Annotated in this window: 17 protein-coding genes; 11 read left to right on the top strand and 6 right to left on the bottom strand. The window is 37.5% G+C overall.

Annotated features, from left to right (window positions below; translation table 11 throughout):
• Positions 1–25 precede the first annotated feature (25 nt).
• Positions 26–406 (bottom strand): RidA family protein, encoded by a 381-nt coding sequence (locus DSM03_RS09415; RefSeq protein WP_128760267.1) that lies wholly within the window; start codon positions 404–406, stop codon positions 26–28.
• A 24-nt stretch (positions 407–430) separates the two neighbouring features.
• Entirely contained in the window at positions 431–3,148 is a 2,718-nt protein-coding gene (locus DSM03_RS09420; protein ID WP_236638748.1) for a putative LPS assembly protein LptD, read from the bottom strand.
• 229 nt (positions 3,149–3,377) lie between these two features.
• On the opposite strand from DSM03_RS09420, the gene DSM03_RS09425 reads away from it, so the two are divergent.
• The 8 genes from DSM03_RS09425 to bshA all read left to right on the top strand — a co-directional run bounded on the left by DSM03_RS09425 (position 3,378) and on the right by bshA (position 12,943).
• Positions 3,378–4,475, top strand: coding sequence for an N-acetylmuramoyl-L-alanine amidase family protein (locus tag DSM03_RS09425; RefSeq protein ID WP_128760268.1), 1,098 nt, complete (start codon positions 3,378–3,380; stop codon positions 4,473–4,475).
• A gap of 58 nt (positions 4,476–4,533) precedes the next feature.
• Complete coding sequence (locus DSM03_RS09430) at positions 4,534–5,484, top strand: MlaD family protein (protein WP_128760269.1); 951 nt, start codon at positions 4,534–4,536, stop codon at positions 5,482–5,484.
• A 5-nt stretch (positions 5,485–5,489) separates the two neighbouring features.
• On the top strand, positions 5,490–6,833 hold the full coding sequence (locus DSM03_RS09435) for a 4Fe-4S dicluster domain-containing protein (RefSeq protein ID WP_128760270.1): 1,344 nt from the start codon (positions 5,490–5,492) through the stop codon (positions 6,831–6,833).
• A 33-nt stretch (positions 6,834–6,866) separates the two neighbouring features.
• Positions 6,867–7,301 (top strand): LNS2 domain-containing protein, encoded by a 435-nt coding sequence (locus DSM03_RS09440; protein WP_128760271.1) that lies wholly within the window; start codon positions 6,867–6,869, stop codon positions 7,299–7,301.
• 31 nt (positions 7,302–7,332) lie between these two features.
• Positions 7,333–8,124, top strand: a complete 792-nt coding sequence (locus DSM03_RS09445) for a (Fe-S)-binding protein (RefSeq protein WP_128760272.1) — start codon at positions 7,333–7,335, stop codon at positions 8,122–8,124.
• A gap of 179 nt (positions 8,125–8,303) precedes the next feature.
• Positions 8,304–8,789, top strand: coding sequence for an ABC transporter ATPase (locus tag DSM03_RS09450; protein ID WP_128760273.1), 486 nt, complete (start codon positions 8,304–8,306; stop codon positions 8,787–8,789).
• A 10-nt stretch (positions 8,790–8,799) separates the two neighbouring features.
• Entirely contained in the window at positions 8,800–11,715 is a 2,916-nt protein-coding gene (locus DSM03_RS09455; RefSeq protein ID WP_128760274.1) for a serine hydrolase domain-containing protein, read from the top strand.
• A 73-nt stretch (positions 11,716–11,788) separates the two neighbouring features.
• The gene (gene bshA, locus DSM03_RS09460) at positions 11,789–12,943 is read left to right on the top strand and encodes an N-acetyl-alpha-D-glucosaminyl L-malate synthase BshA (protein WP_128760275.1); all 1,155 of its coding nucleotides are present in this window, start codon (positions 11,789–11,791) and stop codon (positions 12,941–12,943) included.
• A 76-nt stretch (positions 12,944–13,019) separates the two neighbouring features.
• On the opposite strand, the gene DSM03_RS09465 is transcribed toward bshA, so the two are convergent.
• On the bottom strand, positions 13,020–13,511 hold the full coding sequence (locus DSM03_RS09465; RefSeq protein WP_128760276.1) for a hypothetical protein: 492 nt from the start codon (positions 13,509–13,511) through the stop codon (positions 13,020–13,022).
• 140 nt (positions 13,512–13,651) lie between these two features.
• Between DSM03_RS09465 and DSM03_RS09470 the strand changes: the two genes are divergently transcribed.
• The gene (locus DSM03_RS09470) at positions 13,652–16,579 is read left to right on the top strand and encodes an FAD-binding and (Fe-S)-binding domain-containing protein (RefSeq protein ID WP_128760277.1); all 2,928 of its coding nucleotides are present in this window, start codon (positions 13,652–13,654) and stop codon (positions 16,577–16,579) included.
• Between the two features lie 2 nt (positions 16,580–16,581).
• On the opposite strand, the gene DSM03_RS09475 is transcribed toward DSM03_RS09470, so the two are convergent.
• Genes DSM03_RS09475 through DSM03_RS09485 form a run of 3 tightly spaced genes read right to left on the bottom strand, consistent with a single transcriptional unit; the run spans position 16,582 to position 18,420 of the window.
• On the bottom strand, positions 16,582–17,124 hold the full coding sequence (locus tag DSM03_RS09475; RefSeq protein WP_128760278.1) for a DUF4377 domain-containing protein: 543 nt from the start codon (positions 17,122–17,124) through the stop codon (positions 16,582–16,584).
• Positions 17,125–17,169: 45 nt separating this feature from the next.
• Positions 17,170–17,946, bottom strand: a complete 777-nt coding sequence (locus DSM03_RS09480; RefSeq protein WP_128760279.1) for an aldose 1-epimerase — start codon at positions 17,944–17,946, stop codon at positions 17,170–17,172.
• Positions 17,947–18,420, bottom strand: a complete 474-nt coding sequence (locus DSM03_RS09485; RefSeq protein ID WP_128760280.1) for a hypothetical protein — start codon at positions 18,418–18,420, stop codon at positions 17,947–17,949.
• Positions 18,421–18,554: 134 nt separating this feature from the next.
• On the opposite strand from DSM03_RS09485, the gene DSM03_RS09490 reads away from it, so the two are divergent.
• Positions 18,555–18,974: an OsmC family protein gene (locus DSM03_RS09490; protein WP_128760281.1), complete on the top strand. Its 420-nt coding sequence runs from the start codon at positions 18,555–18,557 to the stop codon at positions 18,972–18,974.
• Between the two features lie 177 nt (positions 18,975–19,151).
• Positions 19,152–20,132 carry an MraY family glycosyltransferase gene (locus tag DSM03_RS09495; protein WP_161567060.1) on the top strand — a complete coding sequence of 327 codons (981 nt, stop codon included), beginning with the start codon at positions 19,152–19,154 and terminating at the stop codon, positions 20,130–20,132.

Raw genomic sequence — 20,132 nt, forward strand, 5'->3', positions numbered from 1 at the left:
TTTTTTTATTTAATAAAGGTTTTATCTACTTAATAGCAATCATAGAAATCTCTACATTTACAAACTTCGGAAGATTTGCAACTTCTACAGTTTCACGTGCAGGAGCAGTTTGCTCGTCAAAATAAGTACCATAAACTTCGTTTACAGCAGCAAAACTATTCATATCGCTTAAAAAAATTGAACTCTTAACTACGTTTTCAAATGTAAGTCCGGCTTCGGTGAGAATGGCTTTTAGGTTTTGCATTACCATTTTAGTTTCTGCAGCAATATCACCACTTACTAATTCTCCGGTTTCCGGATTGAGTGGAATTTGACCACTAACATAAAGAGTTCCGCCAGCAAAAACAGCTTGGTTGTATGGGCCTATTGGTGCTGGGGCGTTTGAAGTGCTGATTATTTTTTTCATAATGTAAAAGGTTTTCAGGTTAGTTTAAAGACGTTGATCTGGCGTGCGGCGTTGCTCGTATTTTAAATCGCTCAAGACGCTAGATTTAATACCTATAAAGAAATTCCACGATGCATAGGTTCCAAAAGGAGTCCAGGCAAAAGTCATATTGAAACTCTCTAGATCTCTAGCAAATCTTAATTGTGTAGGTGTGAATTTTCCTGTAGTAAGATCTATACCGGAAGAAGCTCCAACAAACCATTTTTCGCCCAACTCAACATCTCCACTAAAGTTTATCGCATGAGAAGTAATCAGATCTTGGCGTGCCGCATTTCCATAATTCACGTTATAATTTACCCGTAAATTCCACGGGATGGTGTAATTGTATAATTTTTGTTTTTCATCAGGATCTTCTTCTGCACCTTCGGTATCATTAAATTTATTCTGAAGCTGTCTGCTGTCTTCACCTAACAAATTATCCCGCCTACCACCATTTCGGGAAGTTTGAGTGTTTTCATCCTCCAGGTCGTCATTTTCTTTACCAAAGCTTTTGCTGCTGAACGAATATCCAAAGTTTGCACTAGCATTGGTAAGTCTAAAAAGGCTTCCGCCATTGGCGATATTGAGTTTGTCAATACGTTTGTTGTTGTTGTTTAACGCGTAAGGATCAAGTGTCATATTGAAGTTGACGCTCAATTTACTCTGAATAATGGGGATTGTTCCTCTCACAGAAACCGGACTCAATCTTAAACTATCTGCCAAGAAATTATAGTTTGTTGATATAGCCAGATTACTAATAAGATCTATTTTTTTTGGCTCAATGGCGGTACTATCTTTATCACGCACTTTAGCTTCAAGCGTGTTATTTACGCTAAAACTGATACCACTAGAACTAAAGTTACTAGGTGCCCCATAAAAACCACCTTCAAATCGAGAATAGGTAACCTCACGCGTTAAATCGCCATTAGGGTCGTCCAATTCAGGAGCAAGATACGTCTCGTAATATTGATCAAATGCCGGATTGTAGTTAAAAGAAACAGAAGGTTTCATCGTATGACGTATTGCCTGAATTTTTTTATCATCCCCAAAATTAGCTTGTCCATAAACTGTCGTACCCAGGCTGGTACTGAAGTTATACGTTCTAAAAGAATCAAAGCCATTAACAGTGTCGCGTACAACTTCCCGAAGGTTGGGGTCGTAACCTTGATTTATCGTTTCAAAAACCCAACTTTCCTGATAATTAGTACTTGCAGAAACACTAAAATGTTTAAAAAGTTTAAAGTTGGTAGTAATGGGAATACTGTGGCGAATGCCTAGATCTGCATCTCTAAACATCTGTGCAGTAAAAAATAAGCTATCTGTAGTTACAATACGATTTTCACCGCTACCGCTGTAGTTGAAGTTTATATTTTGAATAAACCCTTTCTTAGAACCGCTTTTGGGAGCAAAAGGATAAATACGGTCTACATTTAATTGCAGACTGGGTAAGGTCATGTTAATTACTTGCGTCTGGGTATTTTGAGAATGTCTTGCAGTTAAAGCAAGGTTGACCTGAGGTACTGTCTGAAAGGTTTTAGAATAGGATACTGATGAACTCAGGGTGTTTGTTAACCGACTTGCGGTGTTGTCAATATTCGTAGATTGGGTAAAATAATTACTACTACCTAAGTTAACCGATGCGGAAAAGCGAGAATTAGGACTTGCTTTAGAATCCTGACTATGCGACCACTGTATGTTGTAGGTATTTGTCTCTGCAAAATTGGGGAGGCCTCGCTCGCCGTTTAAGAGTCTTTCATAACGTATGTTTACATTACCACTAAATTTGTACCGCTTCCTGTAAGAACTACTCCCTCTTAGCGCATAACTGCCATTCGTATAATAATCCCCCGTTAAGGTGAGATCCATATAGTCGTTAACGGCAAAATAGTACCCTCCATTTTGTAGAAAATAACCTCTTTCATTGGTTTGTCCCGGGGATGGCATTATAAAACCAGAAACACTGGTTTCTTTTTCCATAGGAAAATAAGAGAAAGGCACTCCAAGTGGAATAGGTACATCGTAAACAAACATGTTTACAAGGCCGGTTACGATTTTCTTTCCGGGAACAAATTTTACTTTTCGGGCGTAAAAATAGTATTCAGGATCCTCCTCATTTTCACTTGTAGTGAAACGAACATTTTTCATAAAAACGACCGAATCATTTACCCGCTTACTCACTTCGTTTTTAATATAGAATTCCTGTTGCTGCGTACGCGAACCGTAAATGAGGGCTTTTTCAGTTTTGAAATTATACTTAATAGAATCAGGTTCTACAGTGTTTGCTCCCTGAACGAAAACAGGTCCTTGTGTATAACCTGTAGAATCTTTAATTCCTTTAGCAAAAACCGTGTTGGTATTATTGTCTACGATTATTTGCCCCGCAGTAATGTTAATGTCTGTATAGTTGATCTGTGCTTCGTTGTACAAATAGAGTTTATTTTCTCTTCTATTGAATTTAGAATAATCAGTGGCACTGTATTTGACAATATCGGTTAATGCTTCTCTGGGAGTAGCGATACTATCTTGTAAAGTGCTGTCTTGCTGAGATTCTGGTTTTTCTTCCGTTAATAGGGTTCCCTTAGGTTTTAAGCGGGAGTTAACGCCAGAGGTGTCTGCAGGTATCTTATTAAGCGTGTTAACCGGTAGTTCCTGAGACCATAAAGACCCACAGTATAAAAGGCTTAAGCCTAGAACTAGCAGTACTGAAAGGATCTTTGTTTGCAATGGGATTAATACTATTTTTGTAAATGTAAGGGCAAAAATCAAAGTGCCAAAATTACATCTATTTTTTAGAAGCCCTAAAGTATTACCATTAAATATGGACGAATTAAACTCAAGGGAAAAATCTTTGATTTCAAATTCTAAAAGACTATAATTTCTAAGCTCTGGCTGCAAGTATACGAATCCCAGGCAGTATATAAAATAGTTAGACTTTAATTGACGTTACCCAAATATGAGAACGACCGCAATCTATATATTAGTATTTCTTTTTATAATTCCTTCAAAAAAGGTTTTTGCCAACCTCAAGCCCGATGATTTTAAAAAATTTATCGTCGTCATAGATGCCGGTCATGGTGGTCACGACCCGGGTAAAAACACGAGAAATGGTATTAAAGAAAAAGATATTGCCCTTAAGATTGCTTTATTAATAGGTGATGAGCTTCAAAAGCGAAAGGATATAGAAGTGATTTATACCCGTAAAACAGATGTTTTTATAGGTCTTGAAGAACGTGGGCATATTGCAAACCGTGTTGAAGCAGATTTATTTATTTCGGTACATTGCAATGCACACAATTCACAAGCTTCTGGAGCAGAAACATACGTATTAGGATTGCATCGTAATAAAACAAACTTTGAGGTGGCTAAGGCCGAAAACGAAGTGATCTATCTAGAGGATAATTATGAAGAAAAATATGCCCAGTATAATTTGAATTCACCAGAATCTGTAATCGGACTTACGCTGATGCAGGAAGAGTTTTTAGATCAGAGTATACAGCTGGCGAGTTATGTTCAAGATAATTTTAGACAGAAACTGAAGCGAAAAGATCGTAGTGTAAAGCAAGCAGGATTTGTGGTTTTGCACCAAACCGTTATGCCTAGTATTCTTATTGAGACTGGTTTTATAACCAATAACGACGAAGGTAGATTTTTAAATTCTTCAAGTGGTCAGAGAGAAATTGCTCATGCTATAGCGCAAGCTGTTGAAAAATATAAAGAGAATGTATTAACCAATAACTTCTTAGGGCTTCAAAAGGAAGTACCCGTTGCTGAAGTAAAAGATGTTGTTGTAGAAGGGGCGATCTTTAAAGTACAAATTGCGGCAAGTAGTAAAAGTGTTGATCCCAAACCATACAACTTTAAAGGACTGCGTGGGATCTCTAGATCTAAAGAAGGTAAATTGTATAAGTATTATTATGGCGACACCTCAAATTATACAGAAATAGAGCGTATGTTGCGTGAAGCTCAGGCTAAAGGGTTTAAGACAGCATACATCGTCGCTTTTAAAAATGGTATTAAGCAAAACGCTAATGATTTTATAAATAAAAGTTAGCGTACGAAGCCCTAATAGAATTTATTCCTAAATTTGAGGCTCATCAAAAAATATTACATTGAACATTTCTAGAGAGGTAAAAACAGGTCTTTTAGCAGTTGTTGCTATTGCTCTGCTAATCTTTGGCTATAGCTTTTTAAAAGGCAATAACCTGTTGAACAACGACCGTACCTATTACGCCATCTACGATAATGTAGAAGGTTTATCGCCAGGTTCTAATGTTACTATAAATGGTCTTATTGTAGGTAAGGTTTTATCTATAGATTTTGCAGATTCTCAGGGAGATTTGTTAGTGACCTTTAATATTCAAAACGATTTTCAGTTTTCTAAAGCAAGTAAAGCTCAGATTTATGGAGGTGGGTTGATAGGTGGTAAAAACTTATCTATCGTTCCGGACTATGAGCAGGGAGAAGCAGCAGAATCTGGTGATACACTTGAAGGTACCATTGATGAAGGTATTTTTGAGCTTGTAAATGAACGTCTTACCCCACTTCAGGCTAAGGTAGAATCTGTGATAAACAGTACAGATTCTGTTTTGACTGGTGTATCTGATGTTTTAGATCAGAAAACGCGTAAGAATCTTAGAGAAACCATAGAAGATATTAATGCAACTGCTACCAATTTTAAGCAGGCTTCTTCTAGTCTAAATAAGCTACTTGCAGATAACGATCAGAAGTTGTCAAGAACATTTACTAATCTTGATGAAATGTCTGCTAATTTTAATAAAGTGAGTGATAGTCTCTCAAAAGTAGATATCAATGCTTTAGTTATAAGAATGGAGAGCGTTCTTGCAGACTTTGAAAGCATATCATCTAAAATAGAACGTGGAGAGGGAACGCTTGGTCAATTTATCAATGACGACCAGATGTATAACAATTTAGAGCGTGCCACAAAACAGATGGAAGAGTTGATGCAAGACATAAAGCTTAATCCAAAGCGCTATGTGCATTTTTCAGTTTTTGGTAAAAATCCCGGTTCTTATGAGCAGCCAAAAGATTCACTTAAATAAAACTTATGCAGTATCTGCCTAATATTTTGTTTGTTATAGCTCTTGCAGCAGGAGTTGGTTTTTTTGTGCTGAATATTAAAAAACTCATTCGTAATATCAAGTTAGGTCGTGATGAAGACCGTAACGACAACAAACCACAACGTTGGAAGAATATGGCCAAAATTGCTCTAGGGCAATATAAAATGGTTAGAAGACCAGTTTCAGGTATCGTTCACGTACTGGTATATTTAGGTTTTGTCATTATTAATCTTGAAGTTCTTGAGATTATTATCGACGGGATTTTTGGTACACATAGAATCTTTAGTTTCTTAGGAGGATTTTACGATTTTTTAATCGCTGTTTTTGAAATTTTTGCATTGCTTGTTTTAGTAGGTGTTATCATTTTTTGGATACGTCGAAATATTCTACATATAAAGAGGTTTCTCAATCGCGAGATGAAAGGGTGGCCAAAATTAGACGCCAATCTGATATTGTATTTTGAAGTGGTTTTAATGGTGTTATTTTTAACCATGAACGCTGCAGATTTAACGCTTCAGACTAAAGGCGCTGCGCACTACGCTAGCGCTTCGGGTATTATTGGGTCTTTTCCTGTTAGTCAGTTTATTGCACCTTTATTTGAAAACTTAAGCATTTCGACCCTAATACTTATTGAGCGTACCAGTTGGTGGATTCACATTTTAGGAATTTTGGTATTCCTTAATTATTTATACTATTCTAAGCACCTGCATATTTTATTGGCTTTTCCCAATACCTATTTTGCACGTTTGAAGCCACAAGGTCAATTTGATAATCTGGAAGCTGTAACTAATGAGGTTAAATTGATGATGGATCCTGATGCAGACCCGTATGCAATGCCTGAAGAAGGTGCTGAAGATGAGGTTCCTGCTAAGTTTGGTGCCAGTGAAGCTACAGATTTAAGTTGGGTACAACTGCTCAATGCTTACACATGTACAGAGTGTGGTAGATGTACCAGCGAGTGTCCGGCAAATCAAACAGGTAAAAAATTATCGCCGCGTAGAATTATGATGGCAACCCGTGATCGTATAGAAGATATCGGTAAAAATATAGATGCTAATAAAGGATCGTTTAAAGAAGACGGCAAACAATTATTAGATGATTATATTAGCCGTGAAGAATTATGGGCGTGTACTACGTGTAACGCGTGTGTAGAAGCTTGTCCGGTAGGTATTAATCCGTTGTCTATAATTATGGATATGCGTCAATATCTTGTGATGGAGCAGAGTGCTGCGCCAACAGATTTAAATAACGCGATGACCAATATCGAAAATAATGCAGCACCGTGGCCATTTAATCAAATGGACAGGGCAAATTGGATTAATGAGAACTAGTAACCAACCAGTAAATATCTAAATAGAGAACTCATGAAAAAAGAGGAAGTAGAAAAAATGTTAAGTGAAAAACTTCAAGACGGAGAGCACGTAAGTCCTGTGTTACCTGATGGGGTTAAGAACTACCTCATTGACATAGACGGAACAATTACTGAAGATGTTCCTAACGAAGAACCAGAGCGTATGGGGACTTGTGAGCCGTTTCCTGATGCTTTAGCTACCTTAAACAAATGGTACGATGAAGGTCATATCATTTGCTTCTTTACATCACGTACAGAAGAGCACCGTGAAGTAACCGAAAATTGGTTAAACAAACACGGCTTTAACTATCACAGCTTACTAATGGGTAAACCTCGTGGCGGTAATTATCATTGGATTGACAATCACTTGGTAAGAGCTACCCGTTATAAAGGGAAGTTTACAGATCTTGTAGAAAAAGATGTAACTATTGAAGTGTTTAAGGACTGATTTTAGACACTAACGTATAAAACAATTATCTATGGCAGAAGCTATCAAAGTACCTACGATGGCAGAATATATGGCACAGGGCAAATCTCCAGAAGTTTTATTCTGGGTGGGCTGTGCCGGAAGTTTTGACGACCGTGCAAAAAAGATCACTAAAGCATTTGTTAAGTTACTAGCAAAAGCGGGGGTAGATTTTGCGGTTTTAGGTACCGAAGAAAGCTGCACCGGTGATCCGGCAAAGCGTGCAGGTAATGAGTTTTTATTTCAAATGCAAGCGGTCACTAATATCGAAGTGCTTAATGGGTATGAAGTAAAAAAAATTGTCACAGCTTGCCCGCATTGTTTCAATACAATTGCTAATGAATATCCCGGTCTGGGAGGCAATTACGAAGTTCTGCATCATACCCAATTTCTAAAAGCGTTAATCGAAGAAGGTCGTTTAACGGTAGAAGGAGGGAAGTTTAAAGGAAAGCGTATAACCTTTCACGATCCGTGTTATTTAGCACGAGCTAATCGTATCTATGAAGCTCCACGAGATTTGCTAAAGAAGCTCGAGGTAGAACTTATAGAAATGAAACGTTGTAAGACTAAAGGTTTCTGTTGTGGCGCAGGTGGAGCTCAAATGTTTAAAGAGCCTGAGCCGGGTACTAAAGATGTAAACATCGAGCGTACTGAAGAAGCCTTAGAAACAAAACCAGAAGTTATTGCAGCCGGTTGCCCGTTTTGCAATACGATGATGACAGACGGTGTTAAAAATAAAGAACAAGAAAACAAAGTTGAAGTTCTGGATATTGCAGAGATGATAGCCAGTGCTGAAGATTTATAATTAAAACTTATTTTTAATTATTAAACGCCACTCTATTTAGGGTGGCTTTTTTTATGCTCTTTTAATTTATTGCTTATGTTTATATATAAAGCTTTGATTTTAGAGCCTTTTAACACTATCTTTTTTAAAGGCATGCTATATAAACCTTAAGTTTGTGAGAATAAATTTCTCTTAACTTTATGTTGACTCCTTTTAAAGAATTACCAGATAATGCACGCTTATGGATTTACCAAAGCGACCGTAAATTTTCAGAAGAAGAACTTCCTAAACTTCAGCAATATTTGACTGCATTTCTACAGCAGTGGACGGCTCACGGAGCAAGTCTTAATGCGGGTTTCGAAATAAAATACGATCGTTTTATCGCTATTGCACTAGACCAAAGCGCCAGCTCAGCAAGTGGCTGTTCTATAGATGCGCAAGTACATTTTATACAACAGTTGGAGAAGGAGTTTGATATTTCTCTTCTCGATAAAATGAATGTGACCTATATTCAAAATGATCGACTACACTTTAAACCGCTTGCAGATTTTAAAAAAATGGCAAAAGATGGTGCTGTAGGTAAAAACACTACTGTTTTCAATAATTTAGTGAATACTAAAGAGGAATATTTAGAACATTGGGAAGTGCCTGCAATAGAAAGCTGGCACAGCCGTTTCTTTAAATAAAAAGAATTATATGCTAAAAGATCGTTTACTCTTAGGAGTAGTACTCATAATGGCCTTTACGGGCTACTCACAAACCAAGAATCCATTAATTGCAAAAGAACTCTCTGAACAACAAGCTTGGGTAGATAGCATTTACGACTCCATGACCTTAAAAGAAAAAATAGGTCAGTTGTTTATGGTTGATGTTTTTAGTAGCGACCCAAAGTCTAAGACTGACGCTATAAAGACCTTGATCAAAAATAATCATATAGGTGGCGTTATTTTTTCTAAAGGTGGTCCTATGCGTCAGGCAAAACTCAATAATGAGTTTCAAGAGGCAAGTAAAGTTCCATTGATGATTGCGATGGATGCTGAATGGGGGCTTGCCATGCGCTTAGACTCTACTTATGCATTCCCTTGGAATATGACCTTGGGTGCTATCCAAGACAATAAGATAGTTGAGCAGGTGGGACGCCAGATCGGCTTACACAATAAAAGAATGGGGGTGCATATCAATTTTGCTCCGGTTGTAGATATCAATGTCAATCCAGAAAATCCAATAATCGGTAATCGATCATTTGGAGAAGACCGTGATAATGTTACCGATAAAAGTGTGGCCTTTATAAAAGGTATGCAGGGAGCTGGAGTTTTGGGTAGTGCAAAACATTTTCCGGGACACGGGGATACCAATCAGGATTCGCATAAAACTCTGCCTACAATACCCTTTACGCGCAAGCGACTAGATTCTATAGAGATGTATCCTTATAAAAAGGTGATCGATGCGGGTATTGCAAGCATTATGGTCGCGCATCTTAACGTTCCGGCATTAGAAAGTAGAAAAGGTTTCCCAACTTCTCTTTCTCACAAAGTGGTTACCGGTTTGCTAAAAGATAGCCTCAAATTTCAAGGCCTGATTTTTACTGATGCATTGAACATGAAAGGTGCTTCTAATTATAAAGAGCCTGGATTGATTGATCTGGAGGCTTTTAAAGCCGGAAATGATATTTTGCTTATCAGCGAAAATGTACCAAAAGCGGTTGCAAAAATAGAAGAAGCTTATAATAAAGGTGAAATCACAGAAACCAGATTATCACGTTCCGTAAAGAAGATTTTATTTGCAAAGTTTAAGGTAGGTTTAAATAAATATCAGCCGGTTGAAACTGCAAATCTTTACGAAGATCTCAACAAAGCTGAAGATGAAGTGGTTTACCGCAAAGCAATGGCCAGCGCTCTTACCGTTCTGAAAAACAGTCAGGCGATTTTGCCTGTAAAAGATCTTGATGACAAGAAAATCGCCTATGTAGAGTTAGGAGATGATAGCGGAGATACATTTTTTCAATCTTTAAAAAAATATGCTGAAATAACAAAAATCACCGGTTCTTCTGCAACAGAGCTACTTCCAAAGCTGAAAGACTTTAATTATGTGATTATCGGTTTTCACCGCTCTAATGATAATCCGTGGAAATCTTATTCTTTTTCGGCTCAAGACATAGCAACTATTGAAGCAATTGCAGCTGAGAAAAAAACAGTTTTAGATGTTTTCGTGAGGCCATATGCGCTTTTAAAATTGAAAAACACTCAGCATATTGAAGGCGTGATTATGTCTTACCAAAATAGTGAGATCGCCCAGGATTTGAGTGCTCAACTGATTTTTGGCGCTATTGGTGCCGAGGGGAAGCTTCCGGTTTCTATAGGAGATGAGTTCAGGATCAATACCAGTTACGAGACCGGATCACTGCGCCGTTTAAAATATGGTATCCCTGAAGAAGAAGGGATGGATTCTAAAAAACTGGGCAAAATTGATAAACTGATGCAAGAAGGCCTTACCGATATTATGTTTCCTGGAGCACAGGTCCTTGTAGCACGTCACGGTAAAGTGATCTATGAGAAAGGCTTTGGATATCATACTTATACTAAAAAGCAAAAAGTATCACTTGATGATGTCTACGATCTGGCTTCGATGACAAAAGTTCTGGCTACGCTACCGCTTCTTATGAAGCGTTACGACGAAGAAAAGCTGACTTTAAATGACAAATTAGGGACCTTACTTCCGGTATTGCAAGGGTCTAATAAACAAAATATCACCGTAAAACAAGTCTTGTCGCATTATGGCAGACTCAAACCTTGGATACCTTTTTACACTGCAACGTTTGATGAATCGGGAAAGCTTTCAAAAAAATACTATCGTACCCGACCTGAAGATAATTTTGATATAAAAGTTGCAGAGGATATGTACCTGCGCAATGATTACCCGGATACGATTGTAAAAATTATTGCAGATTCAGACTTGTTAAGCAGACGGGTTTATAAGTATAGCGATCTGTCTTATTTTCTTTTTAAAAAATATCTTGAAGATACAGAAGGAGATGATTTGAATGGTTTGACGCAGAAGTATTATTACAATTCTCTTGGAGCAAATAATATGGGGTATAAACCTCTTGAGCGCATCGCAAAAAATAATATTGTGCCTTCAGAAAATGATACCTATTGGCGTATGCAGCAGGTACAAGGTTATGTGCATGATATGGGTGCAGCTATGGAAGATAATATAGGTGGTCACGCCGGTCTCTTTAGTAATGCTAACGATGTTGCCAAGATGATGCAAATGTATCTGCAAAATGGATATTATGGTGGAAAACGCTATTTCTCAAAAGCTACTATGGACACATTTAATACCTGCTATTATTGTTCTGAAGGAGTGCGTAGAGGCGTAGGTTTTGATAAACCTCAGCTGGGTACAGCTGGTCCTACTTGCGGTTGTGTCTCTAAGTCGAGTTTTGGTCATAGTGGTTTTACCGGTACGTTTACCTGGGCAGACCCCAATACAGAGATCATTTACGTGTTTCTTTCAAATCGTACTTTTCCTACGGCAGATAACAGAAAGCTAATTTCTTCAAACTTGAGAACACGTATTCAAGAAGTCATTGAAAATGCTGTAATGCCATGATTCTGACCCTAAATAATGATTAAAACCAGAATTTTAATTCTTGAGCTGACGTAATAATTGGTAATTTTACGTCATGAAAATTGCTATAGTTTGTTATCCCACTTTTGGAGGTAGTGGTGTTGTTGCTACAGAGCTGGGTATCGCGTTATCTAAACGCGGTCATGAAGTTCATTTTATTACCTATAAACAGCCCGTTAGGCTTGATCTTCTTAATGAGAAAATATTTTTTCACGAGGTAAATGTACCGGAGTATCCGCTGTTTCACTTTCAACCTTATGAGTTAGCACTTTCCAGTAAACTGGTTACCATTATCAAAGCCTATCATATAGATGTATTGCACGTGCATTATGCAATACCGCACGCATATGCAGGTTATATGGCAAAAAAAATGCTTCAGCAAGAAGGAATAACCATACCTATGGTGACAACCTTGCATGGAACCGATATTACTTTAGTAGGAAATCATCCTTTTTACAAACCGGCAGTAACTTTCAGTATTAATAAAAGTGATGTGGTGACTTCGGTTTCACAGAGTTTAAAAGACGATACCAATCGTTTATTTGATATCAAAAGAAAGATCAAGGTAATACCTAATTTTATAGACCTCAGTACGGTTAAAAATTCGTTTACAGATTGTCAACGCGGATTAATGGCTTCTGAAAATGAACGTATAATTACACACATCAGTAATATGCGGGAGGTAAAGTGTATTCCTGATGTAATTAAGACATTTTATGCTATTCAAAAGAAAATACCAGCAAAACTTATTATGGTAGGAGAGGGGCCAGAACGAGCTCCTGCAGAGATTCTCACTGAAAAATTAGGTATTGCTTCAAAAGTGATTTTTTTAGGAAACAGTAATGAGATCGATAAGATTCTTTGTTTTTCTGATCTGTTTTTGCTTCCTTCTAAGGCAGAGAGTTTTGGTCTTGCTGCGCTTGAAGCGATGTCACATGGAGTGCCGGTGATTTCCTCAAATGCTGGGGGACTTTCTGAAGTAAATACTGAAGGTTTTTCAGGCTATTTAAGTGATGTAGGAGCTGTTGATAATATGGCGAGTAATGCGCTTAAAATTCTAAAAACAAACGATAGTCTGGCTCAATTTAAATTGCAGGCAAGACAGCAAGCAACGCAGTTTGGTATAGAAAAAATTGTACCGATGTATGAAGAGGTTTATGCTAAAGCAATTACTAAAAACCAACCCAAAACTAAAGAGTCTTTAACCTAGAAGAACTCACGATTACGCATAAAAAAGCCGAGAATTTTAAAATTCTCGGCTTTTTTATATTTCTATTTTTGATTGATTAAAACTGATAACGTATACCTAGTGCGATATCAAAATCTAAATCGTCGTTGTCATAATAATCATTACCGTCACCAAAACCAATTTCAGGTCTAAAGTCTAAAGAAAGAACTAACGGGATATCAAAATTATATTCAATACCTATATCACCTGCTGCAAATACAAAAGTGTCGTCATCATAACGATTGTCATCATAACCATAAGATGCAAGACCACCACCGGCACCAGCATACCAGTTGAAACCTCCGTCAATATTCCATACCCATTGGTAAAGACCTGCAAGTTTAAATCCGTCATAGTTATTTCCGTCTCTAATACCTAAATCCAATTCTAAACGGTTGTTATCACCTAAGCCTCTTTGGTAAGATATCTCGGCACCAAAACCATCATTATCACCCAATCTAAGACCTAATGCATTTTTTGCAATATCCTGAGCTTGTGATGTAAATGAAAATCCTGCAATAAGTACAAACGCAATTAATACTTTTTTCATAATTGTAATTATTTTAAATGTTAGTACTGCAAATGTAATTCTAGAAAACCGCTGTGCTTACACGTACTGCGCCAATATTTTGTTAAGCTTATCTAATCATTTGTTAATGGCTTCAAGAGGAATAATTGTAACTTTAGCCTATGATTTCACACCTGTCAGAAGCTTTAAAAACACTTGCCAATTCTTTAGAAGGAAACCTGGTTCACGATGATTTGTACAAGCATTTATATGCTACAGATGCCTCAGTTTATCGCAGGTTGCCGCTGGCTGTTGCTTTTCCAAAAAATGAAAATGATCTAAAGCATCTCATTTTATTTGCAGGTGCTCATCAGGTTGGTTTAATACCGCGAACAGCAGGGACTTCGCTTGCCGGTCAATGCGTGGGAGATGGTATTGTGGTTGACGTTTCTAAACATTTTACTGAGATCATTTCTTTTGATAAAGTCAATAAAACGGTTACTGTTCAACCGGGAGTGATTCGGGATGAACTCAACAGGTTTCTGGAGCCACATGGCTTATTTTTTGGGCCGAATACATCAACATCAAATCGCTGTATGATAGGCGGTATGGTGGGAAATAATTCTTCGGGAACAACCTCTATTCAATATGGAGTAACGCGTGATAAAGTAGTTCAGCTTAAAACGCTCCTGAGTGACGGAAAGGAAGCGTTATTTACTGAAATCACACCAGAAGAATTTTCGCAAAAGCGGAAATTAAAAAGTAGAGAAGGCGATGTATATAGAAGTATTTTTGAAGAATTAAAAAATCCTGAATCCCAAAAGGATATTCGCGAGCATTATCCCAAGCCTGAAATCCACCGTAGAAACACCGGTTATGCATTAGACGCATTGCTTGATAATTCAGTTTTTGAAGCAAGTAGCTCTGAGCACTTTAATATGTGCAAACTACTGGCAGGAAGCGAAGGTACTTTAGCTTTTACAACAGCAATCACTTTAAAACTCGATGAATTACCACCGGCAAATGGAGTAATGGTCGCGGCGCATTTTGAAAGTATTGAAGCCTGTTTAGAGGCTGTTGCCCCGGCGATGCAACATAAGCTGTACGCATGTGAGATGATGGATAAGGTTATTTTAGATTGCACGCTCAACAACCGCGAGCAACAAAAAAACCGCTTTTTTATAGCAGGTGATCCACAAGCGATTTTGATGCTTGAAGTACGCGCTGAAACACTTGATACGGCTCGCAAAGCAGCTATAGAATTGATTGCAACTCTAGAAGCTTCAGGCTTAAGTTATGCTTATCCTACTTTAGAAGGGTCTGAGATTATGCAAGCTCTTGAATTGCGCAAAGCAGGCTTGGGCTTATTGGGTAACATCGTAGGCGATCGCAAGGCTGTGGCGTGTATTGAAGATACCGCGGTAGCTTTAGAGGATCTTGTGCCCTACATTAAAGAGTTTAGTGCGTTAATGGCAAAATTTAAACAGGATGCGGTATACTATGCTCATGCTGGAGCCGGTGAATTGCATTTGCGACCTATTTTGAATTTAAAGAAAGCTGATGATGTTGTTTTATTTCGACAGATAACTACTGCGGTCGCACAGTTGGTAAAGAACTATAAAGGCTCTATGAGCGGCGAGCATGGTGACGGTATCGTGCGCGGAGAGTTTGTAGCGTTGATGTTAGGCAGTGCCAATTATGAGCGCTTAAAACGCATTAAAAACAGTTTTGATCCTCAACATATTTTCAATCCCGGAAAGCTGGTAAACTCAGAACCTATGGATGTGCATTTACGGTATACACCAGATCGTGACGAGCCGGAAATTGAAACGCTTATGGACTTTAGTGATACTCAGGGGATTTTAAGAGCTGCAGAGCAATGCAACGGTTCTGGTGATTGTAGAAAGATGCCGGAAGCCGGTGGAACAATGTGTCCCAGTTATCGTGCAACCCGTGATGAGAAAGATTCTACGCGTGGCAGAGCTAACGCACTCCGTGAAATTTTAACGAGTTCTGAGCGTAGAAACAGCTTCAATCATAAGGAATTGAAAGCCGTATTTGATCTTTGTCTCAGCTGTAAAGCTTGCGCGAGTGAATGTCCCAGTAATGTTGATGTCGCTACTCTTAAAGCAGAGTTTGAATATCAATATAAAAAAGAAAATGGAAGTTCGTTAAGAACGCGTGCTTTTGCATTTAATGCGTATTTAAACAAATTTGCTGCGGTGCTTCCCGGTATCACAAACGGATTGTACAAAGCCAAATTGAGCGGTAAATTCATCAGAAAAACTTTAGAAGTAGCTCCAGAGCGTAGTCTTCCGCCTTTGGCAAAAAGAACCTTACGGAAGCGCTTTAAAAAGCTCAGAGCATTCAATCCAAAAAATCCTATAAAGACCGTTTATCTATTTGCCGATGAGTTTACTAATTATCTGGACGCTCAGATAGGGGAAGATGCAGTGATCTTATTGCAGCGGTTGAATTATGAAGTACGCATTGTAACCCACGCAGAAAGTGGCAGGTCTTTTATATCAAAAGGTTTTTTAAAATATGCACGGAAAGCTGCTCAGAAAAACATTCAGACTTTTAAAGATTTAATTGATGAAGAACATCCATTAATTGGTATTGAACCCTCAGCTATTTTAGGATTTAGAGATGAATACATCAGGCTGGCAAAAGATGTTGAAGCAGCTAAAAAGCTTGCGAAAAATACATTTACTATAGATGAATTTCTAAATGCTGAAATCAAAGCAGAACGTATTAAAGCAACCTCTTTTACTACCGAATCAAAAAAACTTAAAATCCACGGGCATTGTCATCAAAAAGCATTGAGCGGTATAGAGCATACGTTTAATATTCTCAATTTACCAGTTAATTTTAAACCAACCATTATTCCGTCTGGATGTTGTGGTATGGCGGGATCTTTTGGATACGAGATAGAACATTACGATTTAAGTATGCAAATAGGGGAGCAAACTTTGTTTCCAGCGGTTAGGAAGGCTACTGGCGAAACTTTGATCGTAGCTCCCGGAACAAGCTGCAGACATCAAATAAAAGACGGGACGCAGCGTGAAGCAGTACATCCCGTAACTGTTTTGAGGAATGCCCTGGTTTAGATCTAATTGATAGCTAACAAAACTATTCCATTAGGAAAAGCGTGTTTAAAATTACCAATAACTCGATCTTGAGTTTCTAGTTTTTGAGTCATTTCATCACATAAGAGGTTACAGTCAATTTCTATCTCGTTTAAAATGCTAAAACCGGAGTCCAATCTGACAAAGTTATTACCGTGACTTTTAAGGTCGATTTCAAAAGTTGTATCAGCATCAACATCTTCTGTATTATTGATACGAATTAACTTATAGCGTATAGAACTCCCATCAGCGGGAGGATTTTTTACTTTCATTTTCTCAACAGTAAGGTCATAAATCTTGCCGGGCACATAGTTAAAATCTTCTATGGGTCTGTATAGTCTGCTCCATTCTGAAGAACCAATAGCTTCTTCTTCCTGAATTAGCAATGTCAAATATTGACCTTCTCCTACACCAGTATTGCGATAATGATTTACTTTAAGGTTTACAGTTTGACTGTCCTCATCATCATCATTGGTACAGGAAAACAGACAAATACATAAAAGAACTAGCGTTAATATATGTTTCATAATAGATTGTTTTCTATATAGATGCAAATCAGGAGAATGGTTGCTTCAATTTAATTTTAATTTAACTGTAAATCGAACTTCACCATTATTTAAAGTCTGAAAACCTTCGTGTAAATTTTCTTGTTTTACCGCGTAAGGATAAAAACTAATAGGCTCTATACAGAGCATATTGGTGACTTCAGTCCAGAGCATAAAGTTGCCAAAACCTTCAGATTTAAGCGTTATGTTTTTATCATCTCTTAAACTGATTTCGCTACAATCTGGTACTTGATAGGCCCGGCTTCCCACAGCCATAATCTCTTCTAAAGAAATCTCTTTTTTTGCATTTTGAACTATAGGCGTTTCCGTATGTAGTTTAAATGCAGGATGATACCCCAGCATAAACGGCATTCCTTTTTCTCCGCTGATAATAAATTCGATTTTAAGCTCGTTTTCACTTAGCTTGAATTGTTTTTTAAAGACGAAATCATAAGGCCATGACAGCCATTCTTCTGTAGATTTTTTAGGGAATTTTGAATTTTTGACTTTGGTCTCGGCTTTATATGTTTTTTCAAAAACAGCAGAAGTTTCTGTAGAGCTGGTCAGTTTGTACGTAAGTTCACGCAATAAACCGTGCTGATCTAAAATGGCTTCACCTTTTGGGGTTTGTACTTTAAAATGTGCTTCATCGGTAGGCCCAATAACCGGAAACATCTCATCATCAGATTTTCCCCAGCCGGGACTTCCTACCTGATGTATATATTCGTGATCATCCTTTTTATAACTTGATAATTGTCCTTTATCTATTGAAACCGCTTGGTTGTTCAGTTGTAATTGTGTCATTTAATTTAGATTTTCTAGTGCGTTATAATAATCAAGATGCAGGTCTTCGTGCAGTGCTTCAATTTTTTTATGGATGTATTCCAGTTGTCTAAGATAGAGATTACGCAGCGTATTATTATTCCGAATCGCAGGTCTAACCGTGTTCATTTTTTCGCAGAAATAAATCAGGAGTTGCACTTCAGTTTCTTTGTTTCCGGAATAGCGAATGTACTTTTTAGTTTCCCTTAGGATTTTACGAACAGACTTTTTCATCCAGTAATAATTCTTATTATTTATCGATTCAAACTGGTCATCAATATCCTCTTTTACACTGGCAACATAACCCGCCTCATAATCCGATTCAAAAAGTAAATAGGTGAGTAATTCTTTGTTTTCTTTCTTGAATTTTGCCAGCCGCAAACAGATTTGAAGCAGTTCTTCTTCATCTTTGTGTTTTAATTCTTTTTTGAGTTGCGTTACCGTAGCTGCTTTCATACTTGCAATTTAACCAAAATGCTGTTAAAGCCCGTTAATACTAGGGCTATAAACGCTAAATTATATTTAAAATAGTTGTGAGGAAGCTGCCTGATAGTTAGTTTTAGTTAAACCAAAAAATAAAAAATAGATATATGAAATTTTCAAGAAACGCATCTGCAAACTGGAAAGGGCAAATTAAAGCCGGAATGGGAACAATCTCTACTGAAAGTACAGTTTTAGATGGTGCTAAATATGCATTCGGAACTCGTTTTGAGGACGGAAAAGGTACTAACCCTGAAGAATTAATAGGGGCAGCTCACGCCGGTTGCTATACGATGCAATTATCAGCATTTTTAGGAGAAGAAGATTTAACTCCAGAGAATTTGCACACCGACGCAAAAGTAACTTTTGAAGACGGAGCAATCACTAAAGTTCACTTAACCTTAAAAGGTAAAGTGCCGGGATGTGATGCGGAAACTTTTGAAAAAATTGCGACAAAAGCAAAAGAAAATTGTCCGGTATCAAAATTACTTAAAGCCGAAATCACTTTAGATGCAACATTAGAAGAGTAAGATCTTTTGAACTATAAAAAAAGAACCGCCTCAGGGCGGTTTTTTTATGTCTTAGAGTCACATGGGTAAAGTGTATATTTGAAAATAAAATAACACCTAGTGCCACAATTATTGCTTTATTTTTTGCCGGCTTTGTTAGCATTTGCAATGACATATGCAATTGCAAGGCTGTTGAGTATGCCTAAGTATTCTGGCTATTTTATAGATAATACCGGTGGAAAAAAACTGCACAAAAAGGCTACTCCTGCTTCAGGAGGCATCGCATTGTTCATAGGGATTTTTAGCACCGCTTTAATTTGTGACGGAAGCTATTTAATTCTCAATCATATATACATTTTAATAGGCTTTGCAGCGATGTTTTTGTTGGGCCTCGTTGATGATCTAAAACCTTTAGGATGGAGGAGTAAGTTACTCATCCAACTTGCGATTATTGTTTTTGTTGTTTTATCAGGAGATTTGCGTTTAGAATCGGTTATATATGAGCAAAGTTTCTACCGAATGCCTTATTATCTAAGTACAAGCGTTTCTATATTTATCTTGTTACTCTTAACCAATGCGTTCAATTTTATAGATGGCGTAGATGGCTTAGCTACGACAGTTGCGCTACTTTTTTTTCTGGGTTTACTTTATTTTCAAACTCCATTTTCTGGTATTTTTTTAATGTGTGCGGCAGCCGGTTTATTTGCATTTAGAAGATTTAATAAAGAACCGGCCCAATTATTTATGGGAGATAGTGGCTCCTTATTTCTGGGTTTTATGTGTGCGGTTTTTTGCATTGTTTTTCTAGAGGCAGATCTAGCTATTTCCAATATACGCTTACAATCGTATCAGCAGCGTTTGCCGGTGATAACTACTTTGTTTTGGTATCCCGTTTTTGACACGGTACGTGTTTTATTGTTGCGTTTGTACAAAAGAAAACCTCTTTTTAAACGGGATAAATTACACAGTTATTCCGCATTACTAAGATTGGGATATACCCATACACAAATTGTAAGTTTGGTTTTTGTTGTAACCCTGATTTTACTTGGCGGGGTTTTATTTATGGAGCCTCTAATTGGTTTGTGGTTCTTTTTAATCCTTCAAGTAATGCTGTTAGTTGCGCTTCACGTATATTTAGATTTTCTGATCAAAAACTTTAAGAAAAACACCAAGCAATAA

Source organism: Leeuwenhoekiella aestuarii, assembly GCF_004104055.1.
Taxonomy (GTDB): Bacteria; Bacteroidota; Bacteroidia; order Flavobacteriales; family Flavobacteriaceae; genus Leeuwenhoekiella; species Leeuwenhoekiella aestuarii.